The organism is Pseudomonas sp. KH_046_2 (assembly GCF_057838985.1).
This window is the reverse complement of record NZ_CM174480.1, coordinates 5,191,447-5,209,337: the sequence shown is the minus strand read 5'-3', so window position 1 is coordinate 5,209,337 and position 17,891 is coordinate 5,191,447. Positions and strand designations below refer to the sequence as shown.

The following is a 17,891-nucleotide window of genomic DNA, read 5'->3' as shown; positions in this document are numbered from 1 at the left end:
CACCACAGAATGCAAAAAAGTAGGAGCTTTACATGTTCACCACGCGTCGTTTGATTATTCTCGCTACAGCTGTGGCCGTTTTGTCCGGTTGTGCCTCGCCTAACCCATACGGCGGTCAGGGCCAGGCTCAGGGCCAGACGGATAGCGGCTCCGAAGGCATGAGCAAGACCGCGAAATACGGTGGCCTCGGCGCTCTGGCCGGTGCGCTGGCCGGTGCTGCGATCAACCACGATAACCGTGGCAAGGGCGCACTGATCGGTGCTGCGGTGGTCGGTGCTTCCGCCGCCGGTTACGGCTACTACGCCGATCAGCAAGAGAAAAAGCTGCGCGCCAGCATGGCCAACACCGGTGTTGAAGTGCAGCGCCAGGGCGACCAGATCAAGCTGATCATGCCGGGCAACATCACTTTCGCGACCGATTCGGCGAACATTGCCCCAGGTTTCTATCAGCCGCTGAACAACCTGGCGGGCTCGCTGAAAGAGTTCAACCAGAACCAGATCGAGATCGTCGGCTATACCGACAGCACCGGCAGCCGCCAGCACAACATGGACCTGTCCCAGCGTCGTGCCCAGAGCGTGGCAACCTACCTGACCTCGCAAGGTGTCAGCGGTGCCAACCTGAGCGCCCGTGGTGCCGGCCCGGATAACCCGGTGGCCAGCAACGGTGACGTAAATGGCCGTGCACAGAACCGCCGTGTCGAGGTCAACCTCAAGGCGATTCCAGGCCAGCAGTATGGTGGTCAGCAGCAAGGTCAGGTTCAGCAGTACCCTTGATCGTCTGATTGAACCCCTGGCGTAAAAAGCCCGCCCGATCCTCTACAGATTGGGCGGGCTTTTTTTTCGTCAGTTGCGGCCCCATCGCGAGCAGGCTCGCTCCCACAGGGGATCTCCTTTGGTCGTAGAGGTTGTGTCCGCTGAAAATCAATTGTGGGAGCGAGCCTGCTCGCGATGGGGCCAGTACAGGCAACGAAGAACGCAGAAACAAAAAAGCCCCCGGACAAGTGATTGTCCGGGGGCTTTTTGCCATGCGCGAAAGCTGCTTACTTCTTCAGGCCATAATGCTCATCGAGCATGCCCGGCGAGTTCGGGGCTTTGGGTGCATAGTCGCGAGGCGGTTCCTGATCGCGCGGTGGCGTCAGGCGTTCCCGTGGGGCCTGCGCCGCATCAGCGTGCAGGGAGGCCAGCAGGCGTTGGCGAGTCTGCTCGTCCAGGGCAAGGCGGTTGGCACCCTCGGCGAGATGGTCCTGCACTTCCTGATAGCTCGCAGTCAGTTTCTTGACCAGTGTCGCAGTGCTGTTGAAGTGGGTCACCACCTCGTTCTGATAACTATCGAAACGTTCCTGAATATCGTCCAGCTGACGTTGAGTGCTGCTAGGCGCGGCATTCGGCGCAAGGCGAGCGATCAGGAACCCAATGGCGACACCCACAACCAGGGCAAGAGTCGGTAACAACCAAACTAAGAGCGAGTGTTCCACGAGTCCTTCCTCTATAAACGGCTTTGCTTTACGTTAACGGCTCGAACCTGCGCTGTATACCGCGATTCACTCGCAATAGACAGCCACAGACAATTTGCTAGACGAGTCGACCTGATCCGAGGTCACGGAGTTCCTTCCTTGCTTATGCGTGAAACCCCTGTAGTGATTGATGGCCCGGTGGGTCAACTGGAAGCACTGCTTCTGGAAAACAACAGTCTGGACAACGAGCAGCCGCGTGGCCTGGCACTGATCTGCCATCCGAACCCGGTGCAGGGCGGCACCATGCTCAACAAAGTGGTCTCGACCCTGCAGCGCACCGCGCGTGATGCCGGTTTGATTACCTTGCGCTTCAACTACCGCGGCGTGGGTGCCAGCGAAGGCACCCACGACATGGGCACCGGCGAAGTCGATGATGCCCAAGCAGTGGCCGAATGGTTTCGCGCCAAGCATCCGGATTTGCCATTGACCCTGTTCGGTTTCTCCTTCGGCGGTTTTGTTGCAGCAAGTCTCGGCGGGCGTCTTGAGGCCAAGGGCGAGCAGCTCAAGCACCTGTTCATGGTCGCGCCGGCGGTCATGCGCCTGGGCGATCAGGATCAGCTGCCGCAACAGGGCGAGCTGACCCTGATCCAGCCGGAAACCGACGAAGTGATCGATCCGCAGCTGGTTTACGAATGGTCCGACAAGCTCGAACGCCCCCATGAGCTGCTGAAAGTGGCAGAATGCGGACACTTTTTTCATGGCAAGCTGACCGATCTCAAGGATCTGATCCTGCCGCGTCTCTCGAATTGATTGCAGTCTGACAAGCGATTACCCATGACGACTCGTACCCGTATCCTCACCGGCATCACCACCACCGGCACGCCGCACCTGGGCAACTACGCCGGCGCCATCCGCCCGGCGATCGTCGCCAGCCGTGACAGCAATGCCGATTCGTTCTACTTCCTGGCCGACTACCACGCCCTGATCAAGTGCGATGACCCGCTACGCATTCAGCGCTCGCGTCTGGAAATCGCCGCGACCTGGCTGGCCGGTGGCCTGGATGTGGACCGCGTGACGTTCTATCGCCAGTCCGACATCCCGGAAATCCCTGAGCTGACCTGGCTGCTGACCTGCGTTGCCGCCAAGGGCCTGCTCAATCGCGCCCACGCCTACAAGGCTTCGGTGGACAAGAACGTCGAGACCGGTGAAGACCCGGACGCCGGCATCACCATGGGCCTGTACAGCTACCCGGTGCTGATGGCCGCGGACATCCTGATGTTCAATGCGCACAAGGTGCCGGTCGGTCGTGACCAGATCCAGCACGTGGAAATGGCGCGGGACATCGGCCAGCGCTTCAACCACCTGTTTGGCCAGGGCAAAGAGTTCTTCACCATGCCCGAGGCGTTGATCGAAGAGAGCGTCGCCACGTTGCCGGGCCTGGATGGCCGCAAGATGTCGAAAAGCTACGACAACACCATTCCACTGTTCAGCAGCGCCAAAGAGATGAAGGACGCGATTTCGCGGATCGTCACCGACTCCCGGGCGCCGGGCGAAGCCAAGGATCCGGACAACTCGCACCTGTTCACCCTGTTCCAGGCGTTCGCCACCCCGGCGCAGGCCGACGAGTTCCGCAGCGAACTGTTGCAGGGGCTGGGTTGGGGCGAGGCGAAGAATCGTCTGTTCCGGTTGCTGGACAGCGAGCTGGGCGAATCCCGCGAGCGTTATAACCAGCTGATCGAGCGCCCGGCGGATCTGGAAGACATCCTGCAACACGGCGCAAAAAAGGCCCGTACGGTAGCAACACCCTTCCTCAACGAACTGCGTGAAGCGGTGGGCCTGCGCTCCTTCGTTGCCCAGACTCAACTGGCGGCGGCCACCAAGAAGAAAGCTGTGAAGGCCGCACGTTTTGTCAGCTTCCGTGAAGACGACGGCAGTTTCCGCTTCCGTCTGCTGGCGGCCGATGGCGAACAACTGCTGCTGTCGCGCAACTTCGCCGACGGTAAAACCGCGGGGCAGGTGAGCAAGCAGCTGCAATCGGGCCAGGATCTGGACGTGCGCAGTGAAGCCCTGGGCTTCAGCGTCTGGCTGGAAGGCGAGTGCGTTGCCGACAGCCCGTCCTTTGCCGACAGCGCCGCGCGTGACGCTGCCATAGAAGCCTTGCGCATCGCCCTGACGCCGGTTCAGGAATAAACAATGGTTCGGCCCGACCAAGGGCCGATTGCCATTCCTCGGGGTCGTCGCTACAGTGTCGGCCCGTTTTTGTTGCCTTGCTAACGAATTATGACGCCCCTAGAACGATATCAAGCTGATCTGAAACGCCCGGAATTCTTCCATGACGCCGCGCAGGAAACTGCCGTGCGTCATTTGCAGCGCCTGTACGACGACCTGGTCGCGGCCGAGCAAAACAAGCCGGGCCTGCTGGGCAAGTTGTTTGGCAAGAAGGATCTGACCCCGGTCAAGGGCCTGTATTTCTGGGGCGGCGTAGGTCGCGGCAAGACTTACCTGGTGGATACCTTCTTTGAAGCGCTGCCCTTCAAGGAAAAGTCCCGTACGCACTTCCACCGCTTCATGAAGCGTGTGCACGAAGAGATGAAAACCCTGGGCGGCGAGAAAAACCCGCTGACCATCATTGCCAAGCGCTTCGCCACCGAAGCCCGGGTCATCTGCTTCGATGAGTTCTTCGTTTCCGACATCACCGACGCCATGATCCTTGGCACCCTGATGGAAGAACTGTTCAAGAACGGCGTGACCCTGGTCGCAACGTCGAACATCGTGCCGGACGGCCTGTACAAGGACGGCCTGCAACGCGCGCGCTTCCTGCCGGCCATTGCGCTGATCAAGCAGAATACCGAGATCGTCAACGTCGACAGCGGCGTCGACTATCGTCTGCGTCACCTGGAACAAGCCGAGCTGTTCCACTATCCACTCGACGAAGCCGCCAACGAAAGCCTGCGCAAGAGCTTCCGTGCGCTGACGCCGGAATGCACGGCAGCGGTCGAAAATGACGTGCTGATGATCGAAAACCGTGAAATTCGCGCCCTGCGCACCTGCGATGACGTGGCCTGGTTCAACTTCCGCGAACTGTGCGACGGCCCGCGCAGCCAGAACGATTACATCGAGCTGGGCAAGATCTTCCACGCCGTGCTGCTCAGCGATGTCGAGCAGATGAGCGTCACCACCGACGACATCGCCCGACGCTTCATCAACATGGTCGACGAGTTCTACGACCGCAACGTGAAGCTGATCATTTCCGCCGAAGTCGAGCTCAAGGATCTGTACACCGGTGGTCGCTTGAATTTCGAGTTCCAGCGAACCCTCAGCCGACTGCTGGAAATGCAATCCCACGAATTCCTGGCCCGGGCGCACAAGCCGTAGGACGATTCGGAAAACAAAAAAAGGCCTGACATGCAGGCCTTTTTTGTCAGCGAAAATCCTCCGCCCACAGGTTTGTACGTTGTTTTGAAGTCAAATGTCTTCGTTGAGATACTGCGCAAGCTCGTGCTGCCGTTGGCAACCAAGCAGCAGCCAAAGCAGAATTCTGGCTTTTCGCGGACATAGAAAACCCGCCATCGATGCCCCCTTGCGGATCAAGTCCATTTCACCACCGCCAAAACCGTAAGAGGCACGTGCGGTGGAGCCGGAGCCGGTTCGGGTCGCAATGATCACGGGGATTCGTTCGGCAATATGCTCAATCATTGTCGCCCAGCGCTGAGAGATGTGGCCGGCGCCGAAACCGCCGATCACCAGCCCGTCGTAATCGAGTGCGAGAATATTTTCCAGTAGCAGGGTGTCGGCCGAAAGTGAGGCCTCAAGCAGCGCAACCTTCTGTGTGGTCTGTTGCGGCAACGGTAACACCGTGCGCGGCCCCGGCGGGCGCAGGTAGCGAACACGGTCTTCCAACATCAGGCCCGCGGGCCCCACGACCGGAGAGGAAAACGCCTGCAATGCCAGCGAATCGGTTTTGCGTACGCTGCACGCTTGATGAATCTGTCCGTTCATCACGACCTGGACACCGCGCTGCCGGCTGTTCTGCGCCAGGGCAACGCGACATGCATCCAGCAGATTGGCCGGTCCATCGGCACCTGGATGTGCTGCGGAACGCATGGCACCGGTCAGCACCAAGGGGGTGTCGTAGGGCCACAGGTAATCCAAAAATACCGCGGCTTCTTCAAGGGTGTCGGTGCCCTGGGTTATCACGACCCCAACGGCGCCCTGTTTGACCTGAAACTCAGCCCAGGACAATACGTTCAGCAAAAACTCGAAATCCAGGGACGCACTGGGCAGCAGGCCGAGGGTCTTGACGGTGACTGCGGCCAGCGTCGTCAGGTCCGGTATGGAAGTCAGCAGGGTTTCGCCGCTGACGGTCGGGATGACACCTTCACCGGCATTGCTCGCTTGCATACTTACCGTGCCGCCAAGTGCCGCGATGGACAGTTTTGGCAGGTTCATGGGATACCTCGCTTGTTTGTAATGAAAAGTGGCTGTATCCGCTTTTGAGGCCGAGATACAGCCGAATGGCTGGGGCATTAATCAGCGATCAGGAAACCGATCAGCGGCACGATCAGCAGTGTGCTGATGGCCATCGACAGTACATTGGCGATGTAGGCGTGCATGTCGGCCGGTAATTTCCTGGCAATCACACAGGCCAGCGGTGGTGCGAGCAATGCCCCCAGCAGTGCACTTGAGACGATAATCTGCCAGCTGCCGCCATAGGCCAGGATCGCCGCGGGCACCACTGAAACCAGCGGGATGTAAGTGGGATACCAGCCGCGCAACATCCATTGTCGACGCCAGATCAGCACGCCGATGGCCGAGGCCAATGCCTGCGCGCCGATGATGTGCAGCAACAGGCCCGATCCGTACGCGGGGCTTGAAGGGTTCAGGCTGTACGCCAGCAATGCACCCAATATCAGGCCAAGACTGGCCAGCTCATTGCCGAAGAACGGTGCTTCGGAAAAATCCGCCAGAATCCGGCGCAGGCTCCAGATGACGCCATAGTCGGGTGCCTTGGCGGGAGCGATCGAGGCGGGAGGCGTTTGCGACGACCTGGATTTCACCAGGTTCGGCCAATAGCGGCAGAACAGAAACGCCAGGACGCTGGCAGACGCCATGCCCAGCACATTGCCAATCACCGCAGGCAAGGCCAGCGGTTGGCACACGTAGTTGACGATCAGCAGGCACATCGGTGTGACGAGTACGGCGCCCATGAGTGCGCCGTTGATCGTGACCTTCCAGCCTCCGCCAAACATCAGCACCATCGCCGCTGGCAGCGAGACGAATGCTACGAATGTGGGTTGCCAGGTAGTGGCTGTCACCGTCCAGCCCCACAGCAGATTGCTCAGCAGTAGCCCGAGCAACGAACTGGTGACCAGCCAGGGCCAAAGTCCCGTTCCATAGGAGATGGCAAACCCTTGCCAGGATTTCCCCGTTCGATTCGCCCAGTAAGCCAGATAAGCACCCGCCAGCAGGCCGATCGAGGCGAACTCGTGCTTGTAGAAAGCCACCTCGCTGATGTCACCTAATACCCAACGCAACCAGGCACTCGGTTCGGGTAGCATCGATACCATGTCGCCGTACCCGGGCCAATGCGCTCCCCAGAAAGTACGGTTGCTGAAAGAAAGCCAGACGGTCAGCAGTGTCGCGCCGATCATTAGCAGGACTACGGCTGTATCAATCGGTGATTTGCGCGATGGTTGGTTTTTGTCGGTTGTAACTTCCATGCGATAGGCCTCCTGATCAACGTGGGAGGCAAGGGTGTTGTGTGTAGCCGAGCATCTGATCGTAAAGATCGGCTCGGCGATCGCGATGCAGGTCGTTCAGGTTGTTCCAGATGGGCGCACTGCGGGAGCTGGTCAGGTCGACATCGGCAAACAGGATTTCCTGCTTGTCTGCCGAAGCCACCGTGCCAATCGGCCAGCCGTTGGTTCCGGCAATCAACGAGCAACCCAGGTAGCGCGCGCCGCGCTCCTCGCCGATCCGGCTGGCGGCAGCGATAAACACGTTGTTGACGTGAGCGGCGGTCATCGTCAGATACGACGCCATGCACTTACCGGCATCGTCGAACAGCGGCGGCGGTGTCCAGACCCAGTTGTTCAGGCTGCAAATGATGTCTGCGCCTTGCTGGGCGAGGATCCGTGGCACCTCCGGGAACCAGATGTCCCAGCAGATCAACAGCCCGATGCGACCGATCGGTGTGTCGAAAACCGGGAAACCCAGGTCTCCGGGGGTGAACCAGAGCTTCTCCAGATTCCACAAATGGGCTTTGCGGTACTTGCCGATAAAACCGTCTGGTCCCACCAGAACGCCGGTGTTGAAGAGTCGCATTCCGTCGCGTTCGGCCAGGCCGGCCACGAGGTAAACGTTGTGTTCGCGGGCGAAGTCGATCCAGCACTGCACGCTTGGCCCGTCGGGAACCGCTTCGGCATGGGCGAAGGCATCCTGTCGGTTGCTGAAGAAATAGCCGGTATTGGAAAGTTCGGGCAGAACGATGAGATTCGCACCGCCGTTTACCGCTTCAAGCGCCAATTCCAGGCTGCGACGCAGATTACCTACACATTTCTCGATGCCTACTTGTGGATCGAATTGCACGACTGCTACACGAACAGGGCTTGTTGGCTCATTCATTCCGTAGTTCCTCTTTTTATTGTTTTTCAAACTGTTAACTGGCGTGTGTATAAGAGAGGAATCAGGAATGGGGTGTAAGTCAGCTACTTCCGTTTAGGTCGTAGTCCTTGTCCGAAAATGGATCAGCGTGATGTTTGATGGCAGTGGGTAGTCGGCGCGGGAGGTAGAGCCATGTATTGCGTGCATGGCTCTGGAACGGGGATGTGATCAGATTTTGAGTTGGTAGTGCGGGTAGTCGCTCAAGGAAAATCCGCCATTGAAGGTCGCGGCGGTTTTGTTGCAGATATGAATCACTGCATCGACAGCACCGCGAAAACATGGCTCCGTCCAACCGGCATCGACGGAAAATGACTCGCCGGACAAATACAGGCCTGATACATGAGCAAAGTCCCGGTTGTACTTCATCAGGCCGACGGCATCGTAGTAGGTGCCCGGTCGGTAAAGCTTGGCACAGCCCAGAGCATTTTTATCAGTGATCCAACGCTGAACCACTGCTTGATCAATGCCGATGTAGGGAGAGATTTTTTCCTGGATGTTGGCAGAGTTCATGAGTATGCGATCCAGCTCTTCGGCGCATTTTGATACCAGCTCCTTATCGCTGAATGAGGCGAGCTTGGTTGCGTCATCTTCCCAGGTGTAACTCAGCAGGATGCAGTCATAGCTGTAATTGTCGTTGTAGCGGTAGGTATAGACATCGTGGATAAAACTGTCGGTTACGATGGCTTGCGGGATGTTTTTGTTTTTCGAGAGAAATGATTTTTTCAGCGGTGCAAACACTTTGCAGCTGGTTTCCCAGTGTGCGGTTTTGTAGGCGTTAATCGTCTCGAAAGGCAACATCTCCCGGGTGAAGTTTTCGAGCTTGATTCGAGTTTCAATCAGCCTGGAGGGGAGTGTCATGATGACCGAGTCAAAGTCATCAAATTGCTCCTGGATTTGCTCGGGTTGACTGTGTTTCCAGTTGTAATGGACGCGTATTTTTTGATTGGTCAGCTTTTCCAGTTTTGTGACGGATGAGTCGGTGAGAAGCCCATTGCTTCTTTCGAGGCAATGTTCGTAGATGGATTTTCCGGTTTCGTCGGTTTTCACAAACAGCAGGCATTCGTCCAAAGCGGCGAGACCGATGTAGCGGGGCCTGTCGAAACTCTGCCCCATTGAGTCAAAAACGGTTTCGCTATTCAGGTAGGGCGAATCCAGTGGATCGCCGTTTGAGTCCACTCGACCATGGATCAGTTGCAATTGGCTGCTGAAACCGAAAATCGCGGTACGCAGAGGGTAGAGGCAGCAGACGTCGTAAAAAGCTCCCCAGCTACCGTCACCTATACCTATCGCGTAAAAAATTGCGGACTCTTGCGCAGACATTCCCATTCCGCCGAAATCGCCGGGTGAGCGGTCATCCCAAGCGTCCAGTGCTGGCATGCTGACCAGGTCGCGGAACGAGACACTCTCGTATTTTTCAACGATAGAAGCCCATATGGCTTCCCATTCCTGGCTCGCATAGAGCTCAGCAACGTGGCGGGTCATGCGATCGGCAAAGGCTTTCCACTTGGAATAAACCTTTTGCAATTCATCGCCGGGAGGCGGTGTGACGCCGTCTTCGTTTTTCCATATCAACATTTGCGGCGCCGATCCGCCGCCCATGCTGCCCTCCCGGAGATAGATGCCGGTCGAGTTAACCCATTGGCTACCGGGGTTGGCGAAGTCTGAAAACGCCAATTCAAATTGATTGGCGTAATAAGCCATCAGCGACCGACCTTCTGTCGGTGGCTCATCTGCCCGGTTGAAGAAGGGCATGCGCATGGCGCCCATTTCAAATGGTGTATGGCTTGTTGCCGAGTTTCGGCTACCGGGAACGGTCAGATGCCTGCCGCCGATGCGTGTGGATTGTTCGATGAGAGTGATATGGGTAAAGCCGCAGCGATAGAGTTCTCTGGCGGCGGTCAGGCCTGTGACACCGGCGCCGATGATGCAGATTTTATGTTGCGGGTCAGTTGCTCTGGCGATGCCGTTTTCCTGTTCTACCAGTGCACGATAGTCAAAGCACAAATCCGGCGGATTGGGAAAGCGAGCCGCCCATTTGTTTTTAGCCGAGCGCTTTGTTCGGGCGGCCTCCTTGGCGATGTATGAAGGGTAGTTGTAGCTTGATCCGATAGTCATGGTTGATCTTCCCTGATGGTGCTTACAGGGAAGATATTGAAGTTTTTAAGGGGCTGCGTCTGTGGGCAGGGTTGGGTTCTGCGGCGCTCTGTAATCCGCTTTTTGCGTAGGAAAATGCACAGTGAAAGAACTGCGTGGTCGGCGCAGGATTCTATGTGGAAGCGAGCCGGCTCGCTCCCACATTCGGTTGGTGTTCGGCTACGCAGCCTGCTGAAACTGCTGCCGATACTGGTTCGGCGACAACTCCGTGTGCTGGCGGAACAGCCGAGCGAAGAAGCTCGCATCGTCATAGCCAACTTCATAGCTGATGGTCTTGATGCTCTTGCGGCTGCCGGACAGCAAGCCCTTGGCGGTTTCGATGCGCAGGCGCTGCAGGTAATGCAGTGGCTTGTCGCCGGTGGCGGTCTGGAAGCGGCGCATGAAGTTGCGGATGCTCATGCCGTGTTCGCGGGCGACGTCTTCGAAACGGAACTTGTCGGCGAAGTGTTCTTCGAGCCAGTGCTGGATCTGCAGGATGATCACGTCCTGGTGCAGCTTCTGCCCGCCGAATCCAATCCGTCCCGGTGAGTAGCTGCGTTGCACTTCATAGAGGATGTCCCGGGCCACGGCCTGGGACACGTTGGCGCCGCAGAAACGCTCGATCAGGTAAATGTACAAATCGCATGCCGAGGTGGTCCCGCCGGCGCAGTACAGGTTATCGGCGTCGGTCAGGTGTTTGTCCTGATTGAGCTGGACCTGGGGGAAGCGTTCGGCGAAGGCATTGAAAAAGCGCCAGTAGGTGGTCGCTTCCTTGCCATTGAGCAGCCCGGCTTCGGCTAGCCAGAAAACACCGGTGGCCTCGCCGCACAGTACGGCACCACGCGCATGTTGCTGGCGCAGCCAGGGCAGGACTTGCGGGTAACGCTTGCAGAGGCTGTCGAAATCGTCCCAGAACGCAGGAAGAATGATGATATCGGCGTTTTCCAGCCCGCCATCCACCGGAATCACCACATCACTGAAGGTGTTGACCGGCTTGCCATCGGGGCTGACCAGGCGGGTTTCGAACGCCGGTGTCAGGCCCTGGCCCAGCTGTTTGCCGTAGCGCAGGCTGGCGAGGTGGAAGAAATCCTTGGCTTGCATGAGGGTGGAAGCGAAAACCCGGTCGATGGCCAGGATGCTGACGCGCCGCAGGGGCGTGGAGGCTTGGTTAGACATAATTCAACTTTATTTTTATAGGGGGAAGTGGTCACCAGACGGCTGGATCGTCTTATTTTTTGTCGGATGTGTCCAGTGTCCTGTATCGGAAGCGAGGCATAGTCTCTGAAGGTCAACTCCTTCTAAAAACAAAGAAAAGGTGCCGCATGATCCCCAGAACCCTGTTCAGTTCCGAGCACGAGCTTTTCCGCGACAGCGTGCGGACGTTCCTCGAAAAAGAGGCGGTGCCGTTCCATGGGCAATGGGAAAAACAGGGCTATATCGACCGCAAGCTGTGGAACAAGGCGGGGGAGGCGGGGATGCTGTGTTCGCACCTGCCGGAAGAGTACGGCGGCCTGGGGGCGGACTTTCTCTACAGCGCGGTGGTGATCGAAGAAGTGGGGCGATTGGGCCTGACCGGTATCGGTTTCTCCCTGCATTCGGACATCGTTGCGCCGTACATCCTGCATTACGGCAGTGAGACGCTGAAGCACAAATACCTGCCGAAACTGGTGTCTGGCGAGATGGTTACCGCGATCGCCATGACCGAGCCTGGTGCCGGTTCCGATCTGCAAGGCGTGAAAACCACGGCCGTGCTCGATGGTGACGAATACGTGATCAACGGCTCCAAGACCTTTATCACCAATGGCTACCTGGCCGATCTGGTGATCGTCGTCGCCAAGACCGATCCGAAGGCCGGCGCGAAGGGCACCAGTCTGTTTCTGGTGGAAGCCGATACGCCGGGCTTCGACAAGGGCAAGCGCCTGGAGAAGGTCGGGATGAAAGCCCAGGACACCTCGGAACTGTTCTTCCAGGATGTGCGTGTGCCCAAGGAAAATCTGCTGGGCCAGGCCGGGATGGGCTTTGCCTACCTGATGCAGGAGTTGCCCCAGGAGCGCCTCACCGTGGCCATTGGCGGGCTGGCTTCAGCGGAAGCGGCGCTGCAATGGACGCTTGACTACACCCGCGAGCGCAAGGCGTTCGGCAAGTCGATCGCGGATTTCCAGAATACCCGGTTCAAGCTGGCGGAGATGGCCACGGAAATCCAGATCGGCCGCGTCTTTGTCGACCGCTGCCTGGAGCTGCACCTGCAAGGCAAGCTCGACGTGCCGACGGCGGCGATGGCCAAGTACTGGGGTACCGACCTGCAATGCAAGGTGCTCGACGAGTGTGTGCAGTTGCACGGTGGCTACGGGTTCATGTGGGAGTACCCGATCGCGCGGGCATGGGCGGATGCGCGGGTGCAGCGGATTTATGCCGGGACCAATGAAATCATGAAGGAGATCATCGCCAGATCATTGTAGGAGCGAGCTCGCTCGCGATGGTCGTCAACGATAACGTTGAAAACCTGACACCCAACGGTGTGCTCAGGTTTTTCGCGAGCAAGCTCGCTCCTACAAGTGGGGGTTACGGCGCCGGATTCGGATGATCCTTGTGAATCGCCTCGATCCCTTCCAGCACTTCCTCCGACAGCTTCAACTCGAAACTGGCGATGTTGCTCTCCAGTTGCTCCATCGTCGTGGCGCCAATGATGTTGCTGGTCACGAACGGCTGCTGTGTCACGAACGCCAGGGCCATTTGCGCCGGGTCCAGGTCGTGCTCGCGAGCCAGTGCCACGTAACGGCTGCAGGCTGCTTCCGATTGCGGGTTGAAATAGCGGCTGAAGCGGCTGTAGAGGCTCAGGCGGCCTTTTGGCGGGCGGGCACCACCTTCGTACTTGCCTGACAGGAAACCGAACGCCAGCGGCGAATAGGCGAGCAGGCCACATTGCTCGCGGATGGCGATTTCCGCCAGGCCGACTTCAAAGCTGCGGTTGAGCAGGTTGTACGGGTTCTGGATCGACACGGCGCGCGGCCAGCCTCGGGCTTCGGCCAGGGCCAGGAAGCGCATGGTGCCCCACGGCGTCTCGTTGGACAGGCCGATGTGGCGGATCTTGCCGGCGCGGACCTGCTCGTCCAGCGCTTCGAGGGTGTCCTCCAGCGGGGTCAGGTTGGCTTCGATCTTGTGCTTGTAGCCCAGCTGTCCGAAGAAGTTGGTGCTGCGCTCCGGCCAGTGCAGTTGGTACAGGTCGATGTAATCGGTCTGCAGGCGCTGGAGGCTGGCGTCCACCGCTTCGGTGATGTGCTGGCGGTTGTGGCGCAGGTTTTTATCGCGGATGTAGTCGATGGTGTTGCCGGGGCCGGCGATCTTGCTGGCCAGGATCCAGTCGGCGCGGTCGCCGCGGCTTTTGAAGTAATTGCCGATATAGCGTTCGGTGGTGGCGTAGGTTTCGGCCTTGGGCGGCACCGGGTACATCTCGGCGGTGTCGATGAAGTTGATCCCGGCACTCTTGGCTCGTTCAATCTGGGCGAAGGCGTCTGCTTCGCTGTTTTGCTCGCCCCAGGTCATGGTTCCGAGGCAGAGGGCACTCACGTTCAGATTGGTCCGGCCTAGCTGGCGATAGTCCATCGGGCGCTCCTTGGGCAAAACAATCATAAAAGCAGGTTGAATTATTTTTCGCAATCTGCATAATTGCGCACCTCTTTCTGCAGTGGAAGTGATGCGCCGCCGCCGAAGAATCTTGCCGTTGAACGGACGCGCCGACCCGAGCCCCCGAAAGCGTCTGTATCCGGCTGCCTTTGACTTGTCAAAGTACGCACTATTCAGTAAGATCCGCCGTCTAATTTACAGGGCGGCCCCTGAGGCTATAAAGAATGAAGACTTTTACTGCTAAACCGGAAACAGTAAAGCGCGACTGGTTTGTCGTCGACGCTGCTGGTCAGACCCTGGGTCGTCTGGCCACCGAGATCGCGAGCCGTCTGCGTGGCAAGCACAAGCCTGAGTACACTCCTCACGTTGACACCGGCGACTACATCGTCGTAATCAACGCTGAGCAGATCCGTGTTACCGGTGCTAAAACCACTGACAAAATGTACTACTCCCACTCCGGTTTCCCGGGCGGCATCAAGTCGATCAACTTTGAAAAGCTGATCGCCAAGGCCCCTGAGCGCGTGATCGAGACCGCGGTCAAAGGCATGCTGCCTAAGAACCCGCTGGGTCGCGACATGTACCGTAAGCTGAAAGTCTATGCGGGCGCTGCTCACCCACATACTGCTCAGCAGCCCCAAGAACTGAAGTTTTAACGGAATAGTACATTATGTCGGCGACTCAAAATTACGGCACTGGCCGTCGCAAGACCGCAACCGCACGCGTTTTCCTGCGTCCGGGTACTGGTAACATCTCCATCAACAACCGTTCGCTGGATAATTTCTTCGGCCGCGAAACTGCCCGCATGGTAGTTCGTCAGCCGCTGGAATTGACTGAGACTGTCGAGAAGTTCGACATCTACGTCACCGTGATCGGCGGTGGTGTGAGTGGTCAGGCTGGCGCAATCCGCCACGGCATCACTCGTGCTCTGATGGACTACGACGAGACTCTGCGCAGCGCCCTGCGTAAAGCCGGCTTCGTAACCCGCGATGCTCGTGAAGTTGAACGTAAGAAAGTCGGTCTGCGTAAAGCGCGTAAGCGTCCGCAGTACTCGAAGCGTTAATTCGCTTTCACGTTCAAAAAAGAACGCCCAGTTTCCTCACGGAGCTGGGCGTTTTTTTATGTCTGCGATTTATCAAAGAATTGCGCTGTGACAACTTGCCACATCCGCAGACGCCCTATACTACAAGGCTTGGGGGTGATGGGTTCCGGTAATTACCTTGTCAGAATTGGGGCTTTTCATTACCATTCGGCAAAATTTTTATAAGTACATAGTTTTACTTAGTAGATGCCTGATTTAACAGGCCACAAAGCTGATGGGAGAGGACTGAATGAGCAATGACGGCGTGAATGCAGGCCGGCGTCGCTTCTTGGTAGCAGCCACATCCGTGGTGGGTGCTGCAGGAGCGGTGGGGGCTGCGGTCCCGTTCGTGGGGTCATGGTTTCCCAGTGCCAAGGCGAAAGCCGCAGGTGCACCGGTGAAAGTGAATGTCAGCAAGATCGAGCCAGGCCAGCAGATGATTGCTGAGTGGCGCGGCCAGCCGGTGTTCATCGTCCGCCGTACACAGGAAATCCTGGGGAATCTGAAGAAGATCGAGGGCCAGCTCGCTGACCCGACCTCCAAGAACTCGACACAACCGACTTACGTTGATCCGGAAACCCGTTCGATCAAACCCGAGGTCCTGCTGCTGATCGGTATCTGCACGCACCTGGGTTGCTCGCCGACCTTCCGTCCCGAAGTGGCACCTGCGGATCTGGGTAAAGACTGGGTAGGCGGCTATTTCTGCCCTTGCCACGGTTCCCACTACGATCTGGCTGGCCGCGTCTACAAGTCGCAGCCTGCGCCTTTGAACCTGCCAGTTCCCCCGCATTCCTATGAGACCGATGAAATTATTATCATTGGCGTCGATACGGAGAAAGCGTGATGAGCAAGTTCATGGATTGGGTTGATGCGCGCTTTCCCGCCACCAAGATGTGGGAAGACCATCTCAGCAAGTACTACGCTCCGAAAAACTTCAACTTCTTCTATTTCTTTGGCTCCCTGGCGCTGCTCGTTCTGGTCAACCAGATCGTCACCGGTGTCTGGCTGACCATGAGCTACAACCCTTCGGCGGAAGAAGCGTTCGCTTCCGTCGAATACATCATGCGTGACGTCGAGTACGGCTCGATCCTGCGTCTGCTGCACTCCACTGGCGCTTCGGCGTTCTTCATCGTGGTCTATCTGCACATGTTCCGTGGCCTGCTCTACGGTTCGTACCAGAAGCCGCGTGAACTGGTGTGGGTCTTCGGCATGCTGATCTACCTGGCGCTGATGGCCGAAGCCTTCATGGGTTACCTGCTGCCGTGGGGCCAGATGTCCTACTGGGGGGCCCAGGTGATCATCTCGCTGTTCGGTGCGATCCCGGTCATCGGCAACGACCTGACCCAGTGGATTCGTGGTGACTACCTGATTTCCGGTATTACCCTGAACCGCTTCTTCGCCCTGCACGTGGTTGCCCTGCCGATCGTTATCCTGGGTCTGGTGGTGCTGCACATCCTGGCGTTGCACGAAGTCGGTTCGAACAACCCGGACGGCGTGGACATCAAGAAGCACAAGGACGAAAACGGCATACCGCTGGACGGCATTGCCTTCCACCCGTACTACACCGTGAAAGATATCGTCGGTGTGGTGGTGTTCCTGTTCATCTTCTGCTCGATCGTGTTCTTCTTCCCGGAAATGGGCGGTTACTTCCTAGAAAAGCCGAACTTTGAAGTGGCGAACGCCTTCAAGACCCCAGAGCACATCGCTCCGGTCTGGTACTTCACCCCCTTCTACGCCATCTTGCGTGCGATTCCGGACAAGCTCCTGGGCGTGATCGCCATGGGCGCTGCCATTGCTGTGCTGTTCGTCCTGCCATGGCTGGACCGTAGCCCGGTCAAGTCGATGCGCTACAAGGGCTGGCTGAGCAAGATCTGGCTCTGGGTGTTCTGCATTTCGTTCGTGATCCTGGGCGTGCTGGGTGTCCTGGCTCCGACTCCGGGCCGTACGCTGCTGTCGCAGGTATGTACCTTCCTGTACTTCGCCTACTTCATTCTGATGCCGTTCTACACCAGGCTCGAGAAGACCAAACCGGTTCCGGAAAGGGTGACTGGCTGATGAAAAAACTATTTGCTGTATTGATGCTTGCTGCGCTGCCAGTGTTTGCTTTCGCAGCTGAACACGGTGGCCCCGAGCTGGAAAAAGTCGACATCGACGTTTCCGATAAAGCGGCCATGCAGGACGGCGCGCGTACGTTCGCCAACTACTGCATGGGTTGCCACAGTGCCAAGTTCCAACGCTATGAGCGTGTTGCCGACGACCTGGGCATTCCTCATGAGTTGATGCTCGAGAATCTGGTGTTCACTGGCGCCAAGATCGGCGACCACATGAGCATCGGCATGCAGCCGGCGGACGCCAAGGCCTGGTTTGGCGCAGCGCCGCCGGACCTGACCCTGGTTGCCCGTGTTCGCGGCACCGACTGGCTCTACGGTTACCTGAAGTCGTTCTACGAAGATCCTTCGCGCCCATGGGGCGTGAACAACAAGGTCTTCCCGAACGTGGGCATGCCTAACGTCCTGGCCGGCCTCCAGGGTCGCCAGGTGGTTGGTTGCAAACAGGTTCAGATCGTCGAAGACGGCAAGAAGCAATATGATCCTCTGACCGGTACGGCGCTGACCCATGAAGCGTGCGATCAGTTGACCATCGTGCCGAAAAGCGGTGCCCTGACTGCAGAGCAGTTCGATGAGAAGGTCAAGAATCTGGTAACCTTCCTGGCTTACTCGGCTAACCCGGTTAAGCTGCAACATCAGCGCATCGGTACGTACGTATTGTTGTACCTGGCGTTCTTCTTCGTCTTCGCTTACCTGCTCAAGCGCGAATACTGGAAAGACGTGCACTGATAAAGCTTCAAGCTATTGCTGTTAATCGCGCGCGCCCAAGGGCGCCTCTGAAGATGTAGCGAAACTGGTGATCCAGTCGTTACGAGAGGCGCCCTCTGGGCGC

17 protein-coding genes are annotated in these 17,891 nt (G+C 57.9%); 10 read left to right on the top strand and 7 right to left on the bottom strand.

What is annotated here, in order from left to right; translation table 11 throughout:
- The first annotated feature begins 32 nt into the window (after nucleotides 1-32).
- Entirely contained in the window at nucleotides 33-773 is a 741-nt protein-coding gene (locus tag AC3IX1_RS23600) for a YiaD family glycine zipper/OmpA-like lipoprotein (RefSeq protein WP_489386010.1), read from the top strand.
- A gap of 266 nt (nucleotides 774-1,039) precedes the next feature.
- Here the strand turns inward: AC3IX1_RS23600 and AC3IX1_RS23595 are convergent, their stop codons facing one another.
- Nucleotides 1,040-1,474: a Z-ring associated ZapG family protein gene (locus AC3IX1_RS23595; protein ID WP_253558873.1), complete on the bottom strand. Its 435-nt coding sequence runs from the start codon at nucleotides 1,472-1,474 to the stop codon at nucleotides 1,040-1,042.
- Nucleotides 1,475-1,618: 144 nt separating this feature from the next.
- Here AC3IX1_RS23595 and AC3IX1_RS23590 point away from each other — a divergent pair, with 144 nt between their 5' ends.
- The 3 genes from AC3IX1_RS23590 to zapE all read left to right on the top strand — a co-directional run bounded on the left by AC3IX1_RS23590 (nucleotide 1,619) and on the right by zapE (nucleotide 4,828).
- Nucleotides 1,619-2,263 carry an alpha/beta hydrolase gene (locus AC3IX1_RS23590; RefSeq protein WP_489388780.1) on the top strand — a complete coding sequence of 215 codons (645 nt, stop codon included), beginning with the start codon at nucleotides 1,619-1,621 and terminating at the stop codon, nucleotides 2,261-2,263.
- Between the two features lie 24 nt (nucleotides 2,264-2,287).
- Nucleotides 2,288-3,643 (top strand): tryptophan--tRNA ligase, encoded by a 1,356-nt coding sequence (locus AC3IX1_RS23585; RefSeq protein WP_489386009.1) that lies wholly within the window; start codon nucleotides 2,288-2,290, stop codon nucleotides 3,641-3,643.
- Between the two features lie 90 nt (nucleotides 3,644-3,733).
- A complete protein-coding gene (gene zapE / locus AC3IX1_RS23580; RefSeq protein WP_110660698.1) occupies nucleotides 3,734-4,828 on the top strand; it encodes a cell division protein ZapE in 1,095 nt (364 codons plus the stop codon).
- A 90-nt stretch (nucleotides 4,829-4,918) separates the two neighbouring features.
- Here the strand turns inward: zapE and AC3IX1_RS23575 are convergent, their stop codons facing one another.
- The 5 genes from AC3IX1_RS23575 to AC3IX1_RS23555 all read right to left on the bottom strand — a co-directional run bounded on the left by AC3IX1_RS23575 (nucleotide 4,919) and on the right by AC3IX1_RS23555 (nucleotide 11,350).
- The gene (locus AC3IX1_RS23575) at nucleotides 4,919-5,902 is read right to left on the bottom strand and encodes an asparaginase (RefSeq protein WP_489386008.1); all 984 of its coding nucleotides are present in this window, start codon (nucleotides 5,900-5,902) and stop codon (nucleotides 4,919-4,921) included.
- A 77-nt stretch (nucleotides 5,903-5,979) separates the two neighbouring features.
- On the bottom strand, nucleotides 5,980-7,173 hold the full coding sequence (locus AC3IX1_RS23570) for a hypothetical protein (RefSeq protein WP_489386007.1): 1,194 nt from the start codon (nucleotides 7,171-7,173) through the stop codon (nucleotides 5,980-5,982).
- Nucleotides 7,174-7,189: 16 nt separating this feature from the next.
- A complete protein-coding gene (locus AC3IX1_RS23565) occupies nucleotides 7,190-8,077 on the bottom strand; it encodes a nitrilase family protein (RefSeq protein ID WP_489386006.1) in 888 nt (295 codons plus the stop codon).
- 207 nt (nucleotides 8,078-8,284) lie between these two features.
- Nucleotides 8,285-10,231 carry a flavin monoamine oxidase family protein gene (locus tag AC3IX1_RS23560; protein ID WP_489386005.1) on the bottom strand — a complete coding sequence of 649 codons (1,947 nt, stop codon included), beginning with the start codon at nucleotides 10,229-10,231 and terminating at the stop codon, nucleotides 8,285-8,287.
- 198 nt (nucleotides 10,232-10,429) lie between these two features.
- Nucleotides 10,430-11,350 (bottom strand): GlxA family transcriptional regulator, encoded by a 921-nt coding sequence (locus AC3IX1_RS23555; RefSeq protein ID WP_347912689.1) that lies wholly within the window; start codon nucleotides 11,348-11,350, stop codon nucleotides 10,430-10,432.
- Nucleotides 11,351-11,571: 221 nt separating this feature from the next.
- On the opposite strand from AC3IX1_RS23555, the gene AC3IX1_RS23550 reads away from it, so the two are divergent.
- Nucleotides 11,572-12,708, top strand: coding sequence for an acyl-CoA dehydrogenase family protein (locus tag AC3IX1_RS23550; RefSeq protein WP_489386004.1), 1,137 nt, complete (start codon nucleotides 11,572-11,574; stop codon nucleotides 12,706-12,708).
- A gap of 103 nt (nucleotides 12,709-12,811) precedes the next feature.
- Here AC3IX1_RS23550 and AC3IX1_RS23545 read toward each other — a convergent pair whose 3' ends face one another.
- A complete protein-coding gene (locus AC3IX1_RS23545; RefSeq protein ID WP_489386003.1) occupies nucleotides 12,812-13,852 on the bottom strand; it encodes an NADP(H)-dependent aldo-keto reductase in 1,041 nt (346 codons plus the stop codon).
- A gap of 245 nt (nucleotides 13,853-14,097) precedes the next feature.
- On the opposite strand from AC3IX1_RS23545, the gene rplM reads away from it, so the two are divergent.
- The 5 genes from rplM to AC3IX1_RS23520 all read left to right on the top strand — a co-directional run bounded on the left by rplM (nucleotide 14,098) and on the right by AC3IX1_RS23520 (nucleotide 17,788).
- Nucleotides 14,098-14,526 carry a 50S ribosomal protein L13 gene (gene rplM / locus AC3IX1_RS23540; RefSeq protein ID WP_007917032.1) on the top strand — a complete coding sequence of 143 codons (429 nt, stop codon included), beginning with the start codon at nucleotides 14,098-14,100 and terminating at the stop codon, nucleotides 14,524-14,526.
- 14 nt (nucleotides 14,527-14,540) lie between these two features.
- Nucleotides 14,541-14,933 carry a 30S ribosomal protein S9 gene (rpsI, locus tag AC3IX1_RS23535; protein ID WP_003228056.1) on the top strand — a complete coding sequence of 131 codons (393 nt, stop codon included), beginning with the start codon at nucleotides 14,541-14,543 and terminating at the stop codon, nucleotides 14,931-14,933.
- A 268-nt stretch (nucleotides 14,934-15,201) separates the two neighbouring features.
- A complete protein-coding gene (petA, locus tag AC3IX1_RS23530; protein WP_046041913.1) occupies nucleotides 15,202-15,795 on the top strand; it encodes a ubiquinol-cytochrome c reductase iron-sulfur subunit in 594 nt (197 codons plus the stop codon).
- Nucleotides 15,795-17,006 carry a cytochrome b gene (locus AC3IX1_RS23525; RefSeq protein WP_150727963.1) on the top strand — a complete coding sequence of 404 codons (1,212 nt, stop codon included), beginning with the start codon at nucleotides 15,795-15,797 and terminating at the stop codon, nucleotides 17,004-17,006. The genes petA and AC3IX1_RS23525 overlap by 1 nt, the downstream gene beginning before the upstream one ends.
- Complete coding sequence (locus tag AC3IX1_RS23520) at nucleotides 17,006-17,788, top strand: cytochrome c1 (protein ID WP_489386002.1); 783 nt, start codon at nucleotides 17,006-17,008, stop codon at nucleotides 17,786-17,788. Before AC3IX1_RS23525 ends, AC3IX1_RS23520 begins: the two co-directional genes overlap by 1 nt.
- Nucleotides 17,789-17,891 lie beyond the last annotated feature (103 nt).